Raw genomic sequence first — 18,771 nt, forward strand, 5'->3', positions numbered from 1 at the left:
ATGGTCTATTTAATCAAGCCTTTTTCAATCAATGGATGCAGCAGCTTTTGATAAACCGCCATGACCCAAGCCATCAGCTGTTCTTTATATTTATTCCACAGGCTTTGTCCGGAAGCATTGACCGCAAAGGCCAAGAGGAATGCGCCAATCATATCCACCGGAAAATGCACGCCGACATAGACGCGAGACCATGCGACCAGCCAGGCCAGTATTATTAAAAACTTCCCGATTTGACGCTGCTCAGAAAAATAATAAGCAAATGCAATGCTGCTGAAAATAGCCATGTGATTGCTTGGAAAGGAGCCTGTAGCGGAGTGTTCAATCAGGGTGCGGCCAACGTCCATGACAAAGGGGCGCGGAGTATTGAAGAAAGCAGATGCCATTTCACTGATGGATAATGTGATGCAGGTAAAAATAAACGCTTTTAAAATCTGTTTTTTGATTTGGTAATCGCCGCGCAGCCAGAGCACGGCAAAAATCAGCAGCATGACGTAGATTAAATCGTGCGCAATAAAAATCGCATAATGCATCATGAAGGAAGAGGCCTGATCAGGCGCGTTCAAGATATTGAAAAAATATAAATTCAGGCGGTCAATTGACATGGCAAAAACATGAATACTAATGAAAAATCGAGGGAAACTGTATCAAATAAAAAATGGCGCTATGTAATTTAATGCAGCAAAACTGAAATAAAAAGTCCCGCTTATAAGCGGGACTTTTTATACATCGAAGAATTGCCGTTTAAAAATCGAAAGAGGTTTGCAGGAAGAATGTGCGCGGCTGGCCAACATATTTTCCGCCAGTACCGTCTGTTGAGCGGGTGTAATATTGTTTATCAAAGACATTTTTGATGCCTGCCGCAACTTTCAAGCCATTCAGCTGCTGGCTGAAGTCATAGCCTGCGCGTACAGCAAAAGTTGAATAGCCGGCAATATCGCCATATTTGCCATCAGCGGTTTCTTCAGTTTGATAAAAGCCTGCAGGCAATGATTTATCCGGATTATTTGGCGAATGCTGTTTGGACTGCGCAAACATATCGGCATTAATCGACCATTGATCATACTGATAGCCGACACCTAAATTGCCGACATGCTGTGAATAAAATGGCAAATCTTTGCCTTCAAATTCGCCAGCTTCTGCAACAGCTTTGGTGTAAGTATAATTGCCGTAGACTTTTAAGCCTTCCAATGCTTGATACAGGGTGCCGAAATCATAACTGAGGCCCGTTTCAACACCTTTGTGGCTGGTCGCGCCTAAATTGGTCCAAATGCCGTTTCCAGTACTGTCCCGCTCTAATTGCAGTTCTTTATCAAAGTCTAAATAGAATGCGGTGAGCTCAGCAGTGAGGCCATTGCCTAAATATTTGGTGCCGATTTCATAGTTTTTAGATTTTTCAGGATTGAGGCCGTCTAAAGTAGAAACAGCTGCGCCAGTTGTGCTGTTAGTGGTGGCCAGCTGATTGTATTGCTGCGGCCCAAAAGATACGCCTGCATTGGCAAAGATGTTCCAATTATCATTTGCTTTATACAGAACAGAGAAGCTCGGCAGGAATTCATCGGACTGGATGGATGGGCTGACAGATGAGTCGACTTTGCCATTTTTATAGACATTGAAGGTATTGTGGGTATCAATTGATTCGAAACGCAGTCCGGGTGTGATATTCCATTTGCCTAATTCAAAACGGTTATCGATGTAAAACGCATGGGCTTTTGTACCGCCATCACTGGCAGTCCGCGCTGCAAATGCACCGGGCTGGGCATTTACCGCATAATCAGCACGGCCGGCAAGTTCTGAACTTTGCTCATCCATATAGCGGTAGCCGACAGTGACTTCATTCTGTGTATTGCCCAGGCCGTAAGTCCGCGAGTAGCGTGGCTCTATGGCAAATACTTTATAGTCACGCGGCGCTTCGTCCAGACGCTTGAATGGATTGCCGTTTTTATCTTTTTGGTCAGTCAATAAATTGCTGGTGCGGAAGGAGTCAATATAATAGCTGAGCAGCTCAAAATTATTGACATCATCTTTATGCGTATAGCGTAAAGAAACATCCGAGCGGCGCCCGCTGAAATAACTGCGCTGGTTTTTCGACTGATAGGGATTCTCTGCAAAAGCCGCGGCCGTCAAGCCTTCAGGCATTTCACCAAAACCTTCGTAATGATGCAGATTTAAGGCAATCTGATCTTGCTCTGTAAAGTTATAAGATGATTTCAGCATGACATCATCTATGTCCGTTTTATTGTTGTTTTCACGGTAACCATTGCCTTTGGTGCCTGAATACAGCAGCGCTAAACCAAGGCCGTTTTCTAAAGTGCCGCCGACAAATAGGTTCGGGCTAAGCTTAGTTTGATCAGTTCCTGAAGCATATTCTGTGGTCAAGCCGGCAGAACCCGAAAAATTCTCAGGGATACTGCGGGTCGCAAAGTTAATAATGCCGCCGACGTTTTGAGGTCCAAAGCGTACAGAGCCTGCACCGCGCACCACATCAACTGATTCAATATTGCCTAAAGAAACAGGCGCTAAAGACAGCTGCGGTTGGCCGTAAGGCGCAAAGGATAAAGGCACGCCATCCATCAGTACGGTAGAGCGCGGCGACAGGCGCGAGGCGAGGCCGCGGACACCAATATTTAAAGAGACATCGCTGCCGCCTGTACCATTGCTTTCTTGAACTTGAACACCTGGCACTTGGCGCAATGCATCTTTCAGAGAAGTCGATGCCGTTTGCTCTAAGCACTGGCGGTCAACAATGGTTCGCGCACCTGCATGCTGCTGCACTTTTTCGGCATTGGCATTTTCAAGCCAGTTTCCCTGAGCTTCAATTGTAATGGTTGGCAGCACATTGGCGCTGGCCGCAGCGTCTTCTTCAGCATGGGCTGCGGATAAGCCCATTAAGCAAAGACTGACCGCGAGGCTAAGCTGGGAGGCTTTGAAATTTAGATTTTGCAGCAGGAGAGGGCTTAAAAACATCATTGTGTGGTGAACGGCTGATTGGAGAGAGGGCCGTATCATAGACTTTTGTGATAAAAATATAAATAATAATTATTATCAGTTATTGCTATTGTCTGACGCAGGTTAATAGAAATTTCTTCAGGGCAAAGGCTTTTGCGGCGCGTAAAAAAGACCGTACATTGGTACGGTCTTTTTTATCATGTGAATTTAATACTTTATTTGAATTGAATCGTGCCGTTTGCATTTACTGCAATTTTAGATTCTCCGCCTGCCATTTCCTGTTCAGGCATAGCATAATCCGCTGGAGCTGCTTTCATCATCGCCATTCGCGGAACCGGCTGTCCTCCGTAATTGCTGGCATTCAAATTTAAGTTCACTAAATTGTAGCCAGATTTATTCCATGCCTGCGAAAGTGTTTGAGCCCGCTGCTGGAAATTTTTTGAAGCTTCAATCATTAATTCACTTTCTACCTTTTTGCGTTGAGCGTCAGATACAGAAAAGTTGATGGATTGAGTCTGGAAATTCTGCTGCAGTTCGCTGACCAGCTGGCTGGCCGCTTTAAAATCGGTACTTTCTAAACGGATCTCCGCACGGCCGCGCCATTCTTTCAGCTTGCGGCTGTCATTGTCGTAGATCGGATAGGTTGTTTGCGAGCCGGTTTCAATTTTTACATTTGGGTATTTACGCGCAGTATTCACTGCTTGGGACATCAGCTGATTAATTTGAGCAGCCAGTTCGGCAGGCTGCTTATTTGATTTCTCTATATACAATACGGCATTCATTTCATCGTTGGACACTTGACGGGCTGCATCCGCTTGAATGTTGACGATATTGTAATTCAAGGATTCAGCCTGTTGCGCGAACGCAGGAACACTCAGGGTGGAAGCCAGCAACAGTGCTGATAAGGTCGTTTTTTTCATGCTTAAGGCCTATTTTTCTGCAAGAACGTCTTTAAAAAATAAAATACTGATTTATGCTCTGCATATATCTTAAGTGCGGATTATGTTGGATTAAAGGAAAATATGTGGCGCGATTGTAAAATTTCAGGCTCTTTTATATTTTTATGGGAAATAAAAAACCATTTTAAAATATATGGTTAGCTTTTGAATTGATTGAAAATTAAAATAAGCCCGCATAAGATTTCAAAAAGCATAAAATAAAAGGGTTTTCTTTGAATTGTCACGTTGTAATATGATAATTCAAACTTCGGCTGGTCTTGATCCTTTTTTTCAATCAGTTTTAGCTATTTTATGATGCAAAACTTGTTTATTTTATTGAAAAAATCTGTATCATCCGCCCTCTAGTCATGACTAACAGAATAGTCGAACTGGATCCATAAAGCACCGAGTCAAAGGACCGCAAGTCACCCGACTTATTTCTTTCAACCCATATCAGAGATGGTAATTCGATATGAGCGTTTCTTCTGTAAATTCTGCCCCTAATTCTACTAACGAATACTACCTGACTCGCCAAAGTCAGATGGAATCCAATGTTCGTAGCTATCCGCGCAAACTTCCGCTGGCGATAGCAAAAGCTTTAGGCTGCTGGGTTACTGATGTTGAAGGTACAGAGTACCTCGATTGTTTAGCTGGGGCAGGCACATTGGCTTTAGGCCATAATCATCCTGCGGTAATTCAAAGTATTCAAGACACTCTTGCGAGTGGTTTGCCATTACATACTTTAGATTTAACGACACCTTTAAAAGATGCATTTACTGAAGCATTACTTGAACAATTACCAGGCGGTAAGGAAGAGTATTGCCTGCAGTTCTGTGGCCCGTCTGGTGCAGATGGCACGGAAGCAGCAATTAAATTAGCGAAAACGTATACAGGCCGCAGTTCAGTGATTAGTTTCTCTGGCGGCTATCACGGCATGACGCACGGCTCACTAGCAATGACAGGCAACCTGTCTGCGAAAAATGCTGTAAATGGCTTGATGCCAGGCGTTCAATTTATGCCTTATCCGCATGAATACCGCTGCCCATTAGGCTTAGGCGGTGAAGCGGGTGTGGACGCTTTGACATACTTCTTTGAAAATTTCATTGAAGATGTAGAAAGCGGCGTAACCAAGCCTGCAGCTGTCATTCTTGAAGCTATTCAAGGTGAAGGCGGTGTGGTAACAGCGCCAACCAAATGGTTGAAAAAAATCCGTGAAGTGACTGAAAAACACAACATTGTGTTGATTCTTGACGAAGTTCAAGCAGGCTTTGGGCGTTCAGGTAAAATGTTTGCATTTGAACATGCAGGTATTGAGCCAGACGTAGTGGTCATGTCTAAAGCCGTTGGCGGTAGCTTGCCGCTTGCTGTGTTAGGTATTAAACGTAAGTTTGATGCTTGGCAGCCAGCAGGTCACACCGGTACTTTCCGCGGTAACCAATTGGCGATGGGTACAGGTCTTGCAACGATCAAAACCATCAAAGAGCAAAATCTTGCGCAAAATGCGCAGGAGCGCGGTGATTTCTTACAGGCTGAATTTAAAAAGTTAGCAGTTGAATTCCCATGCATCGGCAACGTGCGCGGCCGCGGCTTGATGATTGGTGTTGAAATTGTTGACGAACGTCAAAAAGCGGATCACATGGGATCTTTACCTGGTGATTCACAATTGGCAGCAGCAATTCAAACTGCATGTTTCAACAACAAACTGCTGTTAGAAAAAGGCGGCCGTAACGGTACTGTCATTCGCCTGCTTTGCCCATTGATCATCAATCAAGCTGAATGTGAAGAAGTGATTGTTCGCTTCAAGAAAGCACTTGCTGAAGCCCTAGTTGCTACCCGAGGCGCGTAATCATGGTAGATTTTGCAGAACACCGTAAAGCGTTATTCTGCAATGATGCACAATCCATTGCTGACTATCAGTCAGCAATGGACGAAGCGGTTCAAGCCGTTTCTGCATGGTTGCAAAATGACAAAATGTACACTGGCGGCAGCATTAAAGAGCTCCGCAGTGCCATCGCATTCAATCCTTCGAAAGAGGGGATGGGCGTACACAAATCATTAGAGCGTATGGTTGAGCTTTTCCTCAACAAGAGCTTAAAAGTGCATCATCCGCACTCGCTAGCGCACTTGCATTGTCCTACGATGGTGACCAGCCAAATCGCAGAAGTGCTGATTAACGCGACAAACCAATCGATGGACTCATGGGATCAAAGCCCTGCAGGTTCATTGATGGAAGTTCAGCTGATTGACTGGCTTCGTCAAAAAGTAGGCTATGGTGCAGGTCAGGCGGGCGTATTCACCTCTGGCGGTACACAGTCTAACTTGATGGGCGTGCTGCTGGCGCGTGATGCATGCATCTCAAAAAACTGGAAAGACGAAAACGGCAATCCGTGGTCTGTACAGCGAGACGGCATTCCGGCTGATGCAATGCGCAATGTCAAAGTCATCTGTTCTGAAAATGCGCATTTCTCTGTGCAAAAGAACATGGCGATGATGGGGATGGGTTTCCAATCTGTCGTAACCGTTCCTGTGAACGAGAACGCGCAGATGGATGTGGACGCACTTGAGAAAACCATGGCTCACCTTCAGTCTGAAGGCAAGATTGTGGCATGTGTCGTTGCGACTGCAGGTACAACTGATGCTGGCGCGATTGATCCATTGAAAGAAATCCGTGAAATCACCAACAAATATGGCGCATGGATGCATATCGACGCAGCATGGGGCGGCGCGCTGATTCTTTCAAATGACTATCGTTCTATGCTGGATGGTATCGAGCTTTCTGACTCAATCACGCTTGATTTCCATAAGCATTATTTCCAAACGATTTCATGCGGCGCGTTCTTGCTGAAAGATGAAGCAAACTACCGTTTCATGCACTATGAAGCTGAGTACTTAAACTCGGCTTATGACGAAGAGCACGGCGTTCCTAACCTGGTGTCTAAGTCACTGCAAACGACCCGCCGTTTTGACGCGTTGAAATTGTGGATGACGGTTGAAGCATTGGGTGAAGAGCTTTATGGTTCAATGATTGACCATGGGGTGAAGTTGACGCGTGAAGTGGCTGACTATATCAATGCAACCGATGGTTTAGAGATGCTGGTTGATCCGCAATTCGCTTCGGTATTGTTCCGTGTGGTTCCAGCAGGCTATCCAGCTGAATTGTTAGATACATTGAACCAAAACGTAGCAGACGAATTGTTTGCACGCGGTGAAGCGAATATTGGTGTAACTAAAGTGGGTCAGGTTCAATCTCTTAAAATGACCACTTTAAGTCCAGTGGCGACTTTAGATAACGTGAAGAACTTGCTTGCGCTTGTGCTTGCAGAAGCGGACCGTATCAAAGATTCAATCGCAGACGGTACATATACACCTGCAATTGACTAATCAATTGTCTGTGCAGAAGAAGGAGCTCAATTGAGCTCCTTTTTTTGTTTTTGATTCAGCACTATTTAAACTTAGCGTCATTTCGTTAAAAGTATATTTTTATACTTAATTGATCTTTGACCGTCAGCAAAAGCATTTCTACAGTAAAGATGTTTATGGATGATTGAAGACAGTGTATGGATCACGTTTTAAAAGATGCCTCTGTGATAAAAGCCACCTTAAATAAAGGCATTTCGGGCTTTCAATGGCGGGTGATTATTCTATGTTTTATTATTGCTTTATTTGACGGTTTTGATACGCAAGCAGTGGCATTTACTGCGCCTGCGTTGCTTGAGCATTTTGGTTTGGAAGCAGGTGCTTTGGCGCCAATTTTAACCGCTGGCATTGTCGGGATGACGGTAGGTGCGATGCTGTTAGGCATTTTAGGCGATAAGCTGGGACGCAGAAAAACACTGCTGTTTTGTGTGGCTGTTTTTTCAATTTCAACACTGCTCACGGCATTTGTCAGCAATGTAGACCAAATTTTGATTCTTCGTGTTATTGCTGGGTTGGGAATGGGCGGAGCAACGCCTGTTTTGTTGGCCTTGGCAGCTGAATATTCTCCTCAGAAATATAAAGGTACAGTAACGACCTGTGTGCTTTTGGCATTGCCAGCAGGTGCAATGATAGGTGGTCTGCTCGCGGCAAAGATTTTACCCATTTGGGGCTGGCAGGGCATTTATGTCATTGGCGGGGCATGGCCATTGGTTTTTTTAGTGGCATTGTATTTTATGCTGCCAGAGTCATTGGAATATTTGGCGCAGCAGAAAGGTGCTGAAACAAAGCAAAAAATTGCGGCCATTCTTGAACGGATTAATGCGGAAAAGGCAGATATTTCTGATCAAGATTTGGCGGATTTAAGTCCAGCGCGTAACGAGAAAATGCATTTTTCTTTGCTGTTTCAGAATGGGCTGGCAAAAACGACAGCTGGAGTGTGGGGCGTCTACTTCTTTAATTGGATTGCATGGTTTATGCTGCTATCGTGGCTGCCAACTATTTTAAAACAGGCAGGATTGGCGCCCGAACAAGCGCCTTATGCGTCGGTTACAGTGAATGCGGCATTTATTCTGTTTGCATTGCCGCTGGCTTATTATCTGCCAAAATTGAATACCGCTAAAATTCTATCCTTTATGCTGATTGTTGGTTTGGGCGTGGTTTTAGGCCTAGGCTCACTGATCCATTCGCAGCAATGGATGTATATTTTTATCTTAATTGCTTTGGCTGGTTTTGGAATTGGCGGCCAGCAATTGGCGCTGAACTATTTGGTTGTCCAATCATACCCTTCCCAAATTAGAGCGACGGCGACAGGCTGGGCAATAGGCATGGGGCGCTTCGGTGCTATTATTGGTTCGGCAATTGGCGGTGTCATCTTAAATAAATTTGGCATTTCAGGTTATTTCTTTGCCCTAGGCGTGCCTTTAATTGCAGCTTTTATATGTATTTTACTCATTAAAGGCAGTAATAAAAATTCAGCGCAAGCAGTTGGCCGTACAGAACTTATTCATTAAACCAATGCAGTGAAAAGAGGTCTTAGGACCTCTTTTTTATGCCGCAAACAACGGACTAAAGCCTTTCTTGCGTAATAATTTACGGTACATGCTCGAGCTGCGGTCCGCAGGGAAATGCGCTTCGATACTTAAATCTAGTGGCAAATATTCGGGCTTTTGCGATTCAGAGACTAAGCGGTCTTCTTCAAATATTTTCAGGTTAAAGTCGTAAGCATCCTCTACAGGCAAGTCTTTGTCATAATTGCGGCAAATGGGTGCAAACAAACGTGTAGAACGGGCCGTCATAGGGGATGCGGCATTCATAATGACTTGCTTTGTATTGTTTGGGAAATGAATGGTCAGCGTTGCGGTAAAAGGCAGGTGAATTTCAAAATGCCGCAGCCATTGGAAACCGTCTTTGCCTCGTTGATCCAAGCCAATCGGGTAGCGTCCAACACTGCTCCAATAATCTGCATTAAATCCTGTTTTGGTCTCGAAAGTTTTATAGTCAGGCACTTCTGCATTTTCAGGGTCGCCAAAAGTATCTGGATGCACCCAGGCAAAATGGGCCACATCGATAAAGCCTTCCAGCTGCCGGCCTGCAAAACATTGAAAATCTACCGCTGGGCAAACCAGCTGCTGGTACTCAGCATCCTCCCAAAAGGGCAGAACAGGAATATTGGGTGTTGCTTCTTTGTCCGTGCTTAAGCTGCACCAAATTAAGCCATAGCGTTCAACGGCAGCATAAGTACGCAAATTAAAGCGAGGTGAAATTTTTTGTTCAGGATGGGCTGGAATACGGTTGCAATGACCTTGTTTGCCAAAGCGCAGGCCATGATAGCGACAAACCACGCCTTGACCATCATTTTTGCCTAAACTCAGCGGTACGCCGCGGTGCGGGCAGGCATCTTTCGCGACAATCAATTCATCTCCTGCTTTATAGATTACCAAGGGCATATCTAAAAGCATGGTACCATAAGGCTGTTCACTGATATCACGCGCTAAGGCAACGGGATACCAATATTCTGCCAGCAGATGCCAGTCATGCTCTTCAAAAGTCATGTGAACAGGGAGGTCTGGATTATAAGTATTTATTTTGCTGTTCATGCTGCTATTTTCATGATGTCTTAACATCAATATAGGGCAATGTATTGTTCTAATAAATTTCAATTATTGGAATAAAATGGTTTAAAAATTAGAACACCTGAATGCATATTTTAATTTAACCTGAATCAGGGAAAATGCCCTGATTTTAGCGATTGCAGGCTATTTGCATAAGGTACAAAGTTACATTGCAATGAAAATTTACTTTTAATAATCAATAAATGCATTAATACAGAAGCTTGAAAAAAATTATTACATATTGAAAATTAAGGAAATTAATTTAAATCAAAGGCTCGCTGGCAATTATCACTAAATCGTCATAAAGATGTAACTTATCTGTCATATTCTAAAATCAAAATGCAGTTATCGAAATAAGTACAAAACTTAATAAAAAGTGGCGTACTCCTAAACTGCATCAAATAAGAGAGATGAGAATGCGCTTTAACAACATCGCAATTGCATTGGCACTAACTGGTGCTGCTGCGGCAACAGCTGCAAACGCAGCACGTGACACTATTCAAATCGCTGGTTCTTCAACAGTTTTGCCTTATGCAAGTATTGTCGCTGAAGAATTTGGCAATACTTTCCCGCAATTTAAAGCGCCGGTTGTAGGTTCTGGCGGTACATCAGGCGGTTTGAAACAGTTCTGTAACGGTGTCGGCGACAACACGATTGATATCGCAAATGCATCTCGTAAAATTAAAGATACCGAATTGGCGGCATGTAAAAAAGCTGGCGTGAATCAAGTTTTAGAAATTAAAATCGGTTATGACGGCATTGTATTTGCGTCAAACTCGCATAAAGCTGCATTTAAATTGCGCCCGCAGCATGTATTTGCTGCTTTAGCTGCAGAGCTTCCATCAAACGGTAAAATGGTGCCTAACCCATATACCCGCTGGAATCAAATTGACAAAACTTTGCCAAATGAGCCAATCACTTTAGTGATTCCTGCTTCTAACCACGGTACACGTGAAGTGTTCCAGGAGAAAATGGTTGATGCAGGCTGTGAAACTTATGAAGCTTTCGCAAAATTAGATAAAGATGCTCAGAAGAAAGCATGTTCAACTTTCCGTAAAGATGGCCGTGTGATTGAAATTTCTGGCGACTACACAGAAACTTTGGCTCGCTTAAAGACATCTCCAAGCGCAGTCGGAGTATTCGGCTTAGGTTTCTATGACCAAAACCGCGACAAATTGCGCGTAGCGACAGTGAATAACGTAGCGCCTTCAGAGAAGACAATTTTGAACGGTTCATACCCAGTTTCCCGCCCATTGTTCTTCTATGTGAAAGGCGAACACTTAAAATCAATCAAAGGCTTATCACAGTACTCAGAATTTTTCCTGAGCAAGAAAGTGTCAGGCAAAGGCTCTAAATTGGAAAAAGCAGGCTTGATTTCAATGTCTGACAAAGAGCGTGCAAAAGTTCTAGCGGACTTTAAAGCAGGCAAAGCAGTTAAATAAGAATGGCACAAGAACAGATGGCAGGGTGAACCTGCCATTGGTTTTTGCAAAGAATATGTTTTTTCAAAGAATGAAAATTGAAAAAACGGTGGAGAATACATGAATCTGCTGCTTATAGGTGTACTGCTGGCTATTATTGCCATCGCCTATCAAATAGGCTTAACCAAAAGCCGCAATATGGCAGGCAAGGGAAATAATTCTGCGATGCTGCATTCGCGCCCTGGATATTATGGCGCTTTGGTTGCTCTTTGGTGCGGTATCCCTGCTTTTTTAATTTTGATTGTTTGGAATATTGTCGAGCCGAGCATTCTCAAGCATGTTGTATTGGACAACGTTCCTGCACAAATTAAGGCGACTATGGACCCTGCAAGTGTCAGCGTGCTGATTGATCGGGTACAGGCGATTGCTTCGGGCTTTGGTGTCAGCGATCAGCCTGCAGCCTATGAAGTTGCTGCAGCGCAGCAGTTGGCGAAGTTCGAAAATATTGCGTCTTTCGCTAAATTGGCAGTGGTGATTTGTTCAGCCTTAATTGGCTTGGTTTGGGCCAAACGCCGTGTAGAAAAACGCTACCGCGCCCGCAACCAAGTTGAGAAAGTCATTAATGTCGCGCTGGCGCTGTGTTCAGGCGTTGCTATTTTAACGACGATCGGCATTGTGATGTCGATGTTCAGTGAAGCCATGCGCTTTTTCAGCTTTGTCAGCCCGCTGGACTTCTTCTTTGGCACCGAATGGAACCCAGGGTTCAGTACATCGGGCAATGCTGAAGGCAGTTACGGTTTGCTGCCATTGTTATGGGGCACGCTGATGGTCAGCGGTATTGCGCTGCTGGTTGCTGTGCCTGTGGGCCTGATGATCGCTATCTATTTAGCTGAATATGCGTCATCTGGTTTCCGTTCATGGGCCAAGCCGGCGATTGAAGTATTAGCGGGTATTCCAACCATTGTTTACGGTGTATTTGCCTTAATGATTATCGGCCCATTCATCAAGCAGATGGGGGCTTATATTGGCTTAGAGATCAATGCAACGAGTGCTTTAACTGCCGGTTTTGTCATGGGGATTATGATCATTCCATTTGTGTCGTCCTTGTCTGATGACATTATTACGCAGGTGCCGAGATCATTGCGTGACGGTTCATTGGGGCTTGGCGCAACAAAATCAGAAACAATCCGTCAAGTGATTGTACCGGCCGCGCTTCCGGGGATTATTGGCGCATTTTTGCTGGCTGCTTCACGCGCTATCGGTGAAACAATGATTGTGGTTTTGGCAGCAGGCAACAGTCCGCTGCTGCATGTGAATCCGCTGGAAGCTGTTTCTACCGTTACCATTACCATTGTGAACCAATTAACGGGCGATACTGACTTTGCCAGCCCGCAGGCGCTGGTGGCATTTGCACTTGGTTTGACCTTGTTTGTAATTACCTTGGGTTTAAATATTGTAGCGCTGTACATCGTGCGCAAATACCGTGAGCAATACGAATAATGAGTACTTCAAACACAACATCTATGGATCAGGTTTTAGATCCGCGGGCTGCGGCTGAATTGCGCGAAAAACGTAAGAAAACCATTGAAAAAACTTTGGGAAAACGCCACCGCAAAGAAAAAATTTTTAAATTTTTCGGTTTTTCTGCGGTGCTCACAGGGCTGTTCTTTGTGGCGCTGCTGTTTGGCAGTATTCTGATTAAAGGCTTGCCGTCTTTTTGGCAAAGCAGCATGACCGTTCCTGTGTATTTTGATCCATCGATTATCAACGCTGGGCCTAAGCCTGTGGAAAAAGCAGGTGAATCTCCAGCGCAATATCAAGAGCGTTACGTTGCTTGGCAAACAGAAATGGGCATGGTGGATTGGGATGCATTGATTGTCAACGGCCTCATTGCTGAAGATAAGGCATTGGAAGCAAAGCGTGATGATTTAACTTCACTGTACACCAGTTCAGAAGCCTACCGCCTGCGTGATATGGTTTTAGCTGACCCGGCTTTAATTGGCAAAAAGCAAGATATAAAACTGCTGGCCGATGCCAATGTGGATGTTTGGCTGGCGGGCAATATTGACCGCTCTTTACCGGATGATCAGCAGCAGCTGAGCCCCGAAGTCCGTCAATTGGCCGATCAGTTAAAGGCGCAAGGCATTATCACCAACAGCTTCAATACCAGTATTTTTACCAATCCAGACTCGCGCAGCTCGCCAGCAACTTCTGGCTTGGCAGGCGCGTTCATGGGTTCGCTGTTCATGATGCTGATTGTGATCATCATCTCGATTCCGATTGGTGTTGCATCCGCAATCTATTTGGAAGAATTTGCGCCAAAAAACTGGATTACTGATGTAGTTGAAGTAAACATCAACAACTTGGCGGCTGTTCCATCAATTGTGTTTGGTTTGCTGGGCGCATCAATCTTTATTGGCTGGATGCATTTGCCGCTGTCAGCTCCGCTTGTGGGCGGTCTGGTACTCAGTTTGATGACGTTGCCGACCGTGATTATTACTACCCGGGCATCATTAAAAGCCGTGCCGCCATCGATTCGTCAAGCAGCTTTAGGCTTAGGTGCATCACGCCTGCAAACGGTATTCCATCACGTATTGCCTTTGGCTTTGCCAGGTATTTTAACAGGCGCCATTATTGGTGTTGCGCAGGCGTTGGGTGAAACTGCGCCATTGCTGTTAATCGGCATGAGCGCTTTTGTCGCAAGTGTGCCGACATCACCGCTAGATCAATCAACTGCGCTGCCGGTACAGATTTTCCTATGGCAAGGCAATGAACTGCGCAACTTCTTTGAGGGCCGTACCGCGGCTGCCATTATTGTTCTTTTAGCGCTGATGATTGGCTTAAACAGTTTAGCCATCTGGTTACGAAAGAAATTTGAAGTCCGCTGGTAAGTGAGAGCATGATATGAATACTGCAACGGCAACCTCTAAAACGAATTCCTTAGATCAGGATAAATCAGTGAATCCAGAGCAAAAAAACTTTACAGCTTCTTCGGATGCTCAAAAACAGACTTCGACGTCATTTGTATCGCAGTTTGATACGCAGCAGCATTCTAAAAAAGATGAAAAAGCCAAGAATGTAAAACTGAGCACATCCGATGTTCATGTTTACTATGGCGAAGCGGAAGCAATCAAAGGCATCGATTTACAAGTTTATGAAAATGAAGTGATTGCCTTTATTGGTCCATCGGGCTGCGGCAAATCGACCTTTTTGCGGACATTGAACCGCATGAATGACACCATTGACTCTTGCCGTGTTACAGGCAAAGTCATGCTGGATAATCAAGACATTTATGATCCGAATCTGGATGTGGTGTTGCTTCGCGCTCAAGTGGGCATGGTATTCCAAAAACCCAACCCGTTTCCAAAGTCTATTTTTGACAACGTTGCCTATGGCCCGAAATTACACGGTCTAGCGCGTGATAAATATGACATGGAAGAAATTGTTGAAAACAGTTTACGTAAAGCAGGTCTGTGGGACGAAGTGAAAGACCGTTTAAGCCAGCCGGGTACAGGTCTTTCTGGCGGTCAGCAGCAGCGCTTATGCATTGCGCGCACCATTGCCGTCAGTCCAGAAGTGATTCTGATGGATGAGCCATGTTCGGCGCTGGACCCGATTGCCACGGCAAAAATTGAAGAATTGATTTCAGAATTGTCGAATCAATATACAATTGCCATTGTGACGCACTCTATGCAGCAGGCGGCGCGCGTGTCTGACCGTACAGCTTACTTCCATTTGGGGGATTTGATTGAAGTCAATTCTACAGAGAAGGTCTTCACTCAGCCGGATCATCAATTGACTGAAGCGTATATTACTGGCCGTTTTGGTTAATTCAAGTATTTAGCATTCTATAAAACAGAGCCTTAGCGCTCTGTTTTTTGTTATGCGGATTACGGGCCGTATTGGCCGTAAATATTATTGCTGGCAAAGATGAGTCATTGTTAGCGAAAGACAAAAGTACCCATAATAAGGTGATTAAAGGCTATTGAAAAATACGGGCATTGACCTAATCTAAGAAGCAAGCCAAGCTTTATTTGAGAAAAGAAATCATTATGCTATTTCATACAACTAAACTTCCTGCTGAAATCCGCATTCACCATTTGAATGCGCGGATTAATGAACAGCGGAAAAAAATGGCTCAATCAGCAGGGTCAAAATTAGAACTTTTGCAGCTGTCACAGCAGTTGGCTAAAGAAGCCCGCGCGCGTAAGAAAAACAATCAAAAAGTTTATGTACTGGATTTTAAAGGTGATACAGCGGCCTCTGCCGTTGAGCAATTGCGTGAAGAAATTACGCTGATTCTGGCAACTGCAAAGGCCGGCCGCGACCGTGTGGTTGTGCGTTTGGAAAGCCCGGGCGGCATGGTGCATGGTTATGGCTTGGCGGCTGCACAATTGGTGCGCTTGCGTGATGCAGGCTTCCATTTAACGATTTGTGTCGATAAAGTGGCAGCCAGCGGCGGCTATATGATGGCTTGTATTGGTTCCGATATTATTTCTGCACCTTTTGCTGTCGTCGGTTCCATTGGCGTGGTTGCGCAAGTGCCCAACTTTAACCGCTTGCTGAAAGAAAAGCATATTGATTTTGAACTGTATACGGCTGGCCAATTCAAACGTACAGTCACTATGTTTGGTGAAAATACAGAAGAAGGCAAAGCGAAATTTGAAGAAGAGCTGCAGCAAACCCATGAGCTGTTCAAGCACTTTGTGGAAAAATACCGTCCAAAATTGAATGTTGAAAAAGTAGCGACAGGCGAGCATTGGTATGGAAACGATGCTCTGGATTTAAACTTGGTGGATAAGCTGCAAACTTCGGATGAATATCTACTAGGCTTGCTGCAGCAGCATGATGTCTATGTGATTGAAACCCGGAAGAAGCCGACATTAGGTGAAAAACTGGGTTTACAGGCGGCTCAAATCGCAGATTCATTGATTCCAGTAGTGATGTCTAAAGTGATGGACTCATTGAGTAAGGTGAATGCAGATTTAGTTCAGCTACGTGATCCTAAGCTTTAAATCCTGAAGCTAAACAATGTTAAAGCTCACTTCGGTGAGCTTTTTTATGGAAAAATGCCATCATGCCAGATTGATATTTTGAACCTATTTTTAATGTCTAATTTTTTGATTATTCTGGGGTTAATTCTCTTTTTCTTTAGTTTCTTAGGCTTTGCCGCTGCTTTAGCGGTGTATTTGCCTAAGGCGGAAAAAGAGGATGAGAAATGGGCTGTACTGCCTTTTGTGGTTATGGGGTCAATGCTGGCAGCAGGGCTCATTTCGTATCACTTTGGCATGAAAATGAAAAAAGAACAGCCCATGGCGTTATCGACAGCATGCGCAGTGGTCTTGGGATATCAGCATTATGAAAACTGCGCGGGGAGAGGCGGAACGCGCTGTCAGCCTTACGAGAAAATTCTGCTGAAATTGGATGGTTCAGAGTATTCACGCGCCATGCGTTTTGATACGCATATAGCTCGAAAAAATATCAATGACAGGGTTTGTTTTAGCTTTTATGACCGTAATCAATATTCACACTTGAAAAGTTCAAATATTACTCAGTGGTTAGCGCCTTGAGTGATGTAATACAGGGGATATGTTGCGGATGCTGAATGATGTTTAGCTTTATGGTTTTTATCGGGATCATAAGTTTAGTGATGATTCCATTTTTAACTTTGATTTTTATTGTTCCAAAGCTAAGTAATAAAAATCATCGTGATACTTATCCTTTTTATGCGTTATTGCCGGGCTTTTTCATCCTGATTGCCGCGGCTTGCTTAAAAGAGGAAAGAACGATTTTGCCTTCAAAAGCGTGCGGAGTGGTGCAGTTTTATAAGACATATTCAATAAAGCATGATCATTTTGAACGGATTGCGATTTTATTTGAAGGCAGCCAATATAATCGGCATTTGCGTTTTGATAAAAAAATGCAGCGGAAAAATAAAGGTGATGATGTTTGCTTTGAATATTTAGACAAGTTTGAGCATCCAGATTTGGCTGAATCTAAAATTTTAAAATGGATTGATGAATGAGGTTCTGTCACTGGCATTATCCTGGATGTATTCGATAATGCTTAAACTCCTGTTTGTTTTTGTTGGCGTTTTTTGCATTTTAGTTTGGCCGTGGGTGTATTTGCTGCGTTACCGCATAGCGGAAACACAGGCTTTGAAGCAATATGCCATGCTGTTCGGTCCAGCGCTGGTGCTGTTGGCCGGCTATTTTTTCTATACTGAGCCGCCAGCTGAAATCCGCTCCCAAGCTTGCGGTGTGGTGCAAGGCTATCAAACATATATGACAGCAGGAAACAGTCATCAAAGGAAACCCTTCGAGCGCATAGAAATTCTGATGGATGATGCAAAATATTTACGGCATTTACGAATTGATGGAGGCCTTTTGAAAAAAGGCGCAGGAGGCCGCGCCTGTTTCGAATTTTATGACCGCAAGCTGAATCCGCATATGCAGGATTCGATCGTCATCAAATGGCGTGAATAAAGCCCAATTCCGATTATGCTTTTGGCGGCTTCAGTAAACACATCACGCCGGTTATCATGCCGCCAACGGTCGCCAGCAGCATGTCTTTATGCGCATCCCAAATATCGCCTTGCTGACCATTATAATTTTCAGCTTCTTCCGGCGAGAGTCGAATCGCAATGATCCATTCTATCCATTCATATATTAAACTGGTGGCCATAATAAATTGAATGACCAGCAAGAATAAAGTGAAGGGCTTAAGATTCGGCAGCCAGACTTGAAATAGCCGGTAAAATACGGGGTAGAGCAATAAGCCTGATGCAAGGTGCACTAAGCGGTCGTACATATTGCGTGACCAGCCCATGGCTTGATTTAAATCAAAATTGAGATATTGAATCAGCCATTCGTTATAAGGCACATAAGAATATAAATAATGCGCGCCTAAGATATGTATCAGCAGGAAAGCTATATAGAGGGCAAAACTGTAAAAGGTGAATCCAATCTTTTTTTGGCAATACAGCAGCGCAGCCAGCATAAAGGCTGTTCCGGCCTGATGCAGCAAATATGAATCAAATTCGAGCGGGTGGATGCTGGCGATTGCGACAGCCAGTAAGAGTATTGCAAGGCAAATCCAATGTTTGCCGCTAAGCTGTGTTTCAATCATTTATTATGTTCAATCTAAATATCAATAAGGCATAAAAGGCGAGGCTTAAGTTTCGCTGTTTTTAAGTGTAATGGTCAATGAGATTTAAGCAATGCCATCTTTTATCTGCTGATTTGAAATAATGTAATTGCGATGTGAGGTTGCATGACTGCCCGCTCAGCGGAATTGCAGGTTAAAATCGCTTGAAATTCATTGTTATATTTTGAACCGATTTTAATGATTGTGAATCATGCTGTGGCTGCATTTAAAGCTTTTCATCAATGAATTCGGTAAACTGCATTTATATTTTTATCATGTTCCAGGCTGCAA

Annotated in this window: 16 protein-coding genes; 11 read left to right on the plus strand and 5 right to left on the minus strand. The window is 44.1% G+C overall.

The window, feature by feature from the left end:
- Positions 1 to 5 precede the first annotated feature (5 nt).
- The 3 genes from F941_RS05815 to F941_RS05825 all read right to left on the minus strand — a co-directional run bounded on the left by F941_RS05815 (position 6) and on the right by F941_RS05825 (position 3,866).
- Positions 6 to 602 carry an undecaprenyl-diphosphatase gene (locus tag F941_RS05815; protein WP_005008852.1) on the minus strand — a complete coding sequence of 199 codons (597 nt, stop codon included), beginning with the start codon at positions 600 to 602 and terminating at the stop codon, positions 6 to 8.
- Between the two features lie 139 nt (positions 603 to 741).
- Positions 742 to 2,967 carry a TonB-dependent receptor family protein gene (locus tag F941_RS05820; protein WP_026253423.1) on the minus strand — a complete coding sequence of 742 codons (2,226 nt, stop codon included), beginning with the start codon at positions 2,965 to 2,967 and terminating at the stop codon, positions 742 to 744.
- 194 nt (positions 2,968 to 3,161) lie between these two features.
- Positions 3,162 to 3,866, minus strand: coding sequence for an SIMPL domain-containing protein (locus F941_RS05825; RefSeq protein ID WP_005008857.1), 705 nt, complete (start codon positions 3,864 to 3,866; stop codon positions 3,162 to 3,164).
- A gap of 490 nt (positions 3,867 to 4,356) precedes the next feature.
- Between F941_RS05825 and F941_RS05830 the strand changes: the two genes are divergently transcribed.
- The 3 genes from F941_RS05830 to F941_RS05840 all read left to right on the plus strand — a co-directional run bounded on the left by F941_RS05830 (position 4,357) and on the right by F941_RS05840 (position 8,812).
- The gene (locus F941_RS05830) at positions 4,357 to 5,730 is read left to right on the plus strand and encodes a diaminobutyrate--2-oxoglutarate transaminase (RefSeq protein ID WP_005008858.1); all 1,374 of its coding nucleotides are present in this window, start codon (positions 4,357 to 4,359) and stop codon (positions 5,728 to 5,730) included.
- Between the two features lie 2 nt (positions 5,731 to 5,732).
- Positions 5,733 to 7,265, plus strand: a complete 1,533-nt coding sequence (locus F941_RS05835; protein ID WP_005008859.1) for a pyridoxal phosphate-dependent decarboxylase family protein — start codon at positions 5,733 to 5,735, stop codon at positions 7,263 to 7,265.
- 176 nt (positions 7,266 to 7,441) lie between these two features.
- Positions 7,442 to 8,812 (plus strand): MFS transporter, encoded by a 1,371-nt coding sequence (locus F941_RS05840; protein ID WP_005008860.1) that lies wholly within the window; start codon positions 7,442 to 7,444, stop codon positions 8,810 to 8,812.
- Between the two features lie 36 nt (positions 8,813 to 8,848).
- Here F941_RS05840 and F941_RS05845 read toward each other — a convergent pair whose 3' ends face one another.
- Positions 8,849 to 9,898 carry a Rieske 2Fe-2S domain-containing protein gene (locus tag F941_RS05845; protein ID WP_026253422.1) on the minus strand — a complete coding sequence of 350 codons (1,050 nt, stop codon included), beginning with the start codon at positions 9,896 to 9,898 and terminating at the stop codon, positions 8,849 to 8,851.
- Positions 9,899 to 10,329: 431 nt separating this feature from the next.
- Between F941_RS05845 and F941_RS05850 the strand changes: the two genes are divergently transcribed.
- From F941_RS05850 to F941_RS16065, 8 genes are all read left to right on the plus strand, one after another.
- Positions 10,330 to 11,355, plus strand: a complete 1,026-nt coding sequence (locus tag F941_RS05850) for a substrate-binding domain-containing protein (RefSeq protein ID WP_005008864.1) — start codon at positions 10,330 to 10,332, stop codon at positions 11,353 to 11,355.
- A gap of 99 nt (positions 11,356 to 11,454) precedes the next feature.
- Positions 11,455 to 12,834, plus strand: coding sequence for a phosphate ABC transporter permease subunit PstC (gene pstC / locus F941_RS05855; RefSeq protein ID WP_005008867.1), 1,380 nt, complete (start codon positions 11,455 to 11,457; stop codon positions 12,832 to 12,834).
- Positions 12,834 to 14,225: a phosphate ABC transporter permease PstA gene (gene pstA, locus F941_RS05860; protein ID WP_005008870.1), complete on the plus strand. Its 1,392-nt coding sequence runs from the start codon at positions 12,834 to 12,836 to the stop codon at positions 14,223 to 14,225. Before pstC ends, pstA begins: the two co-directional genes overlap by 1 nt.
- A gap of 13 nt (positions 14,226 to 14,238) precedes the next feature.
- On the plus strand, positions 14,239 to 15,165 hold the full coding sequence (gene pstB, locus F941_RS05865) for a phosphate ABC transporter ATP-binding protein PstB (protein WP_005008872.1): 927 nt from the start codon (positions 14,239 to 14,241) through the stop codon (positions 15,163 to 15,165).
- Between the two features lie 221 nt (positions 15,166 to 15,386).
- On the plus strand, positions 15,387 to 16,349 hold the full coding sequence (sohB, locus tag F941_RS05870) for a protease SohB (RefSeq protein ID WP_005008877.1): 963 nt from the start codon (positions 15,387 to 15,389) through the stop codon (positions 16,347 to 16,349).
- Positions 16,350 to 16,442: 93 nt separating this feature from the next.
- A complete protein-coding gene (locus F941_RS05875; protein ID WP_005008879.1) occupies positions 16,443 to 16,904 on the plus strand; it encodes a hypothetical protein in 462 nt (153 codons plus the stop codon).
- A 35-nt stretch (positions 16,905 to 16,939) separates the two neighbouring features.
- The gene (locus F941_RS05880) at positions 16,940 to 17,359 is read left to right on the plus strand and encodes a hypothetical protein (protein ID WP_228128341.1); all 420 of its coding nucleotides are present in this window, start codon (positions 16,940 to 16,942) and stop codon (positions 17,357 to 17,359) included.
- Between the two features lie 37 nt (positions 17,360 to 17,396).
- Positions 17,397 to 17,819, plus strand: a complete 423-nt coding sequence (locus tag F941_RS16065; RefSeq protein WP_005008882.1) for a hypothetical protein — start codon at positions 17,397 to 17,399, stop codon at positions 17,817 to 17,819.
- Between the two features lie 13 nt (positions 17,820 to 17,832).
- Here the strand turns inward: F941_RS16065 and F941_RS05890 are convergent, their stop codons facing one another.
- Positions 17,833 to 18,462, minus strand: coding sequence for a DUF2238 domain-containing protein (locus F941_RS05890; protein ID WP_005008883.1), 630 nt, complete (start codon positions 18,460 to 18,462; stop codon positions 17,833 to 17,835).
- Positions 18,463 to 18,771 lie beyond the last annotated feature (309 nt).

Origin of the sequence: Acinetobacter bouvetii DSM 14964 = CIP 107468, from assembly GCF_000368865.1 — a bacterium.
GTDB lineage: Bacteria > Pseudomonadota > Gammaproteobacteria > Pseudomonadales > Moraxellaceae > Acinetobacter > Acinetobacter bouvetii.

Coding starts and splice junctions, on each gene's coding strand:
- F941_RS05815 (WP_005008852.1), bottom strand. CDS start 602: ATGTCAATTGACCGCCTGAATTTATATTTTTTCAATATCTTGAACGCG.
- F941_RS05820 (WP_026253423.1), bottom strand. CDS start 2,967: ATGATGTTTTTAAGCCCTCTCCTGCTGCAAAATCTAAATTTCAAAGCC.
- F941_RS05825 (WP_005008857.1), bottom strand. CDS start 3,866: ATGAAAAAAACGACCTTATCAGCACTGTTGCTGGCTTCCACCCTGAGT.
- F941_RS05830 (WP_005008858.1), top strand. CDS start 4,357: ATGAGCGTTTCTTCTGTAAATTCTGCCCCTAATTCTACTAACGAATAC.
- F941_RS05835 (WP_005008859.1), top strand. CDS start 5,733: ATGGTAGATTTTGCAGAACACCGTAAAGCGTTATTCTGCAATGATGCA.
- F941_RS05840 (WP_005008860.1), top strand. CDS start 7,442: ATGGATCACGTTTTAAAAGATGCCTCTGTGATAAAAGCCACCTTAAAT.
- F941_RS05845 (WP_026253422.1), bottom strand. CDS start 9,898: ATGAACAGCAAAATAAATACTTATAATCCAGACCTCCCTGTTCACATG.
- F941_RS05850 (WP_005008864.1), top strand. CDS start 10,330: ATGCGCTTTAACAACATCGCAATTGCATTGGCACTAACTGGTGCTGCT.
- pstC (WP_005008867.1), top strand. CDS start 11,455: ATGAATCTGCTGCTTATAGGTGTACTGCTGGCTATTATTGCCATCGCC.
- pstA (WP_005008870.1), top strand. CDS start 12,834: ATGAGTACTTCAAACACAACATCTATGGATCAGGTTTTAGATCCGCGG.
- pstB (WP_005008872.1), top strand. CDS start 14,239: ATGAATACTGCAACGGCAACCTCTAAAACGAATTCCTTAGATCAGGAT.
- sohB (WP_005008877.1), top strand. CDS start 15,387: ATGCTATTTCATACAACTAAACTTCCTGCTGAAATCCGCATTCACCAT.
- F941_RS05875 (WP_005008879.1), top strand. CDS start 16,443: ATGTCTAATTTTTTGATTATTCTGGGGTTAATTCTCTTTTTCTTTAGT.
- F941_RS05880 (WP_228128341.1), top strand. CDS start 16,940: ATGATGTTTAGCTTTATGGTTTTTATCGGGATCATAAGTTTAGTGATG.
- F941_RS16065 (WP_005008882.1), top strand. CDS start 17,397: ATGCTTAAACTCCTGTTTGTTTTTGTTGGCGTTTTTTGCATTTTAGTT.
- F941_RS05890 (WP_005008883.1), bottom strand. CDS start 18,462: ATGATTGAAACACAGCTTAGCGGCAAACATTGGATTTGCCTTGCAATA.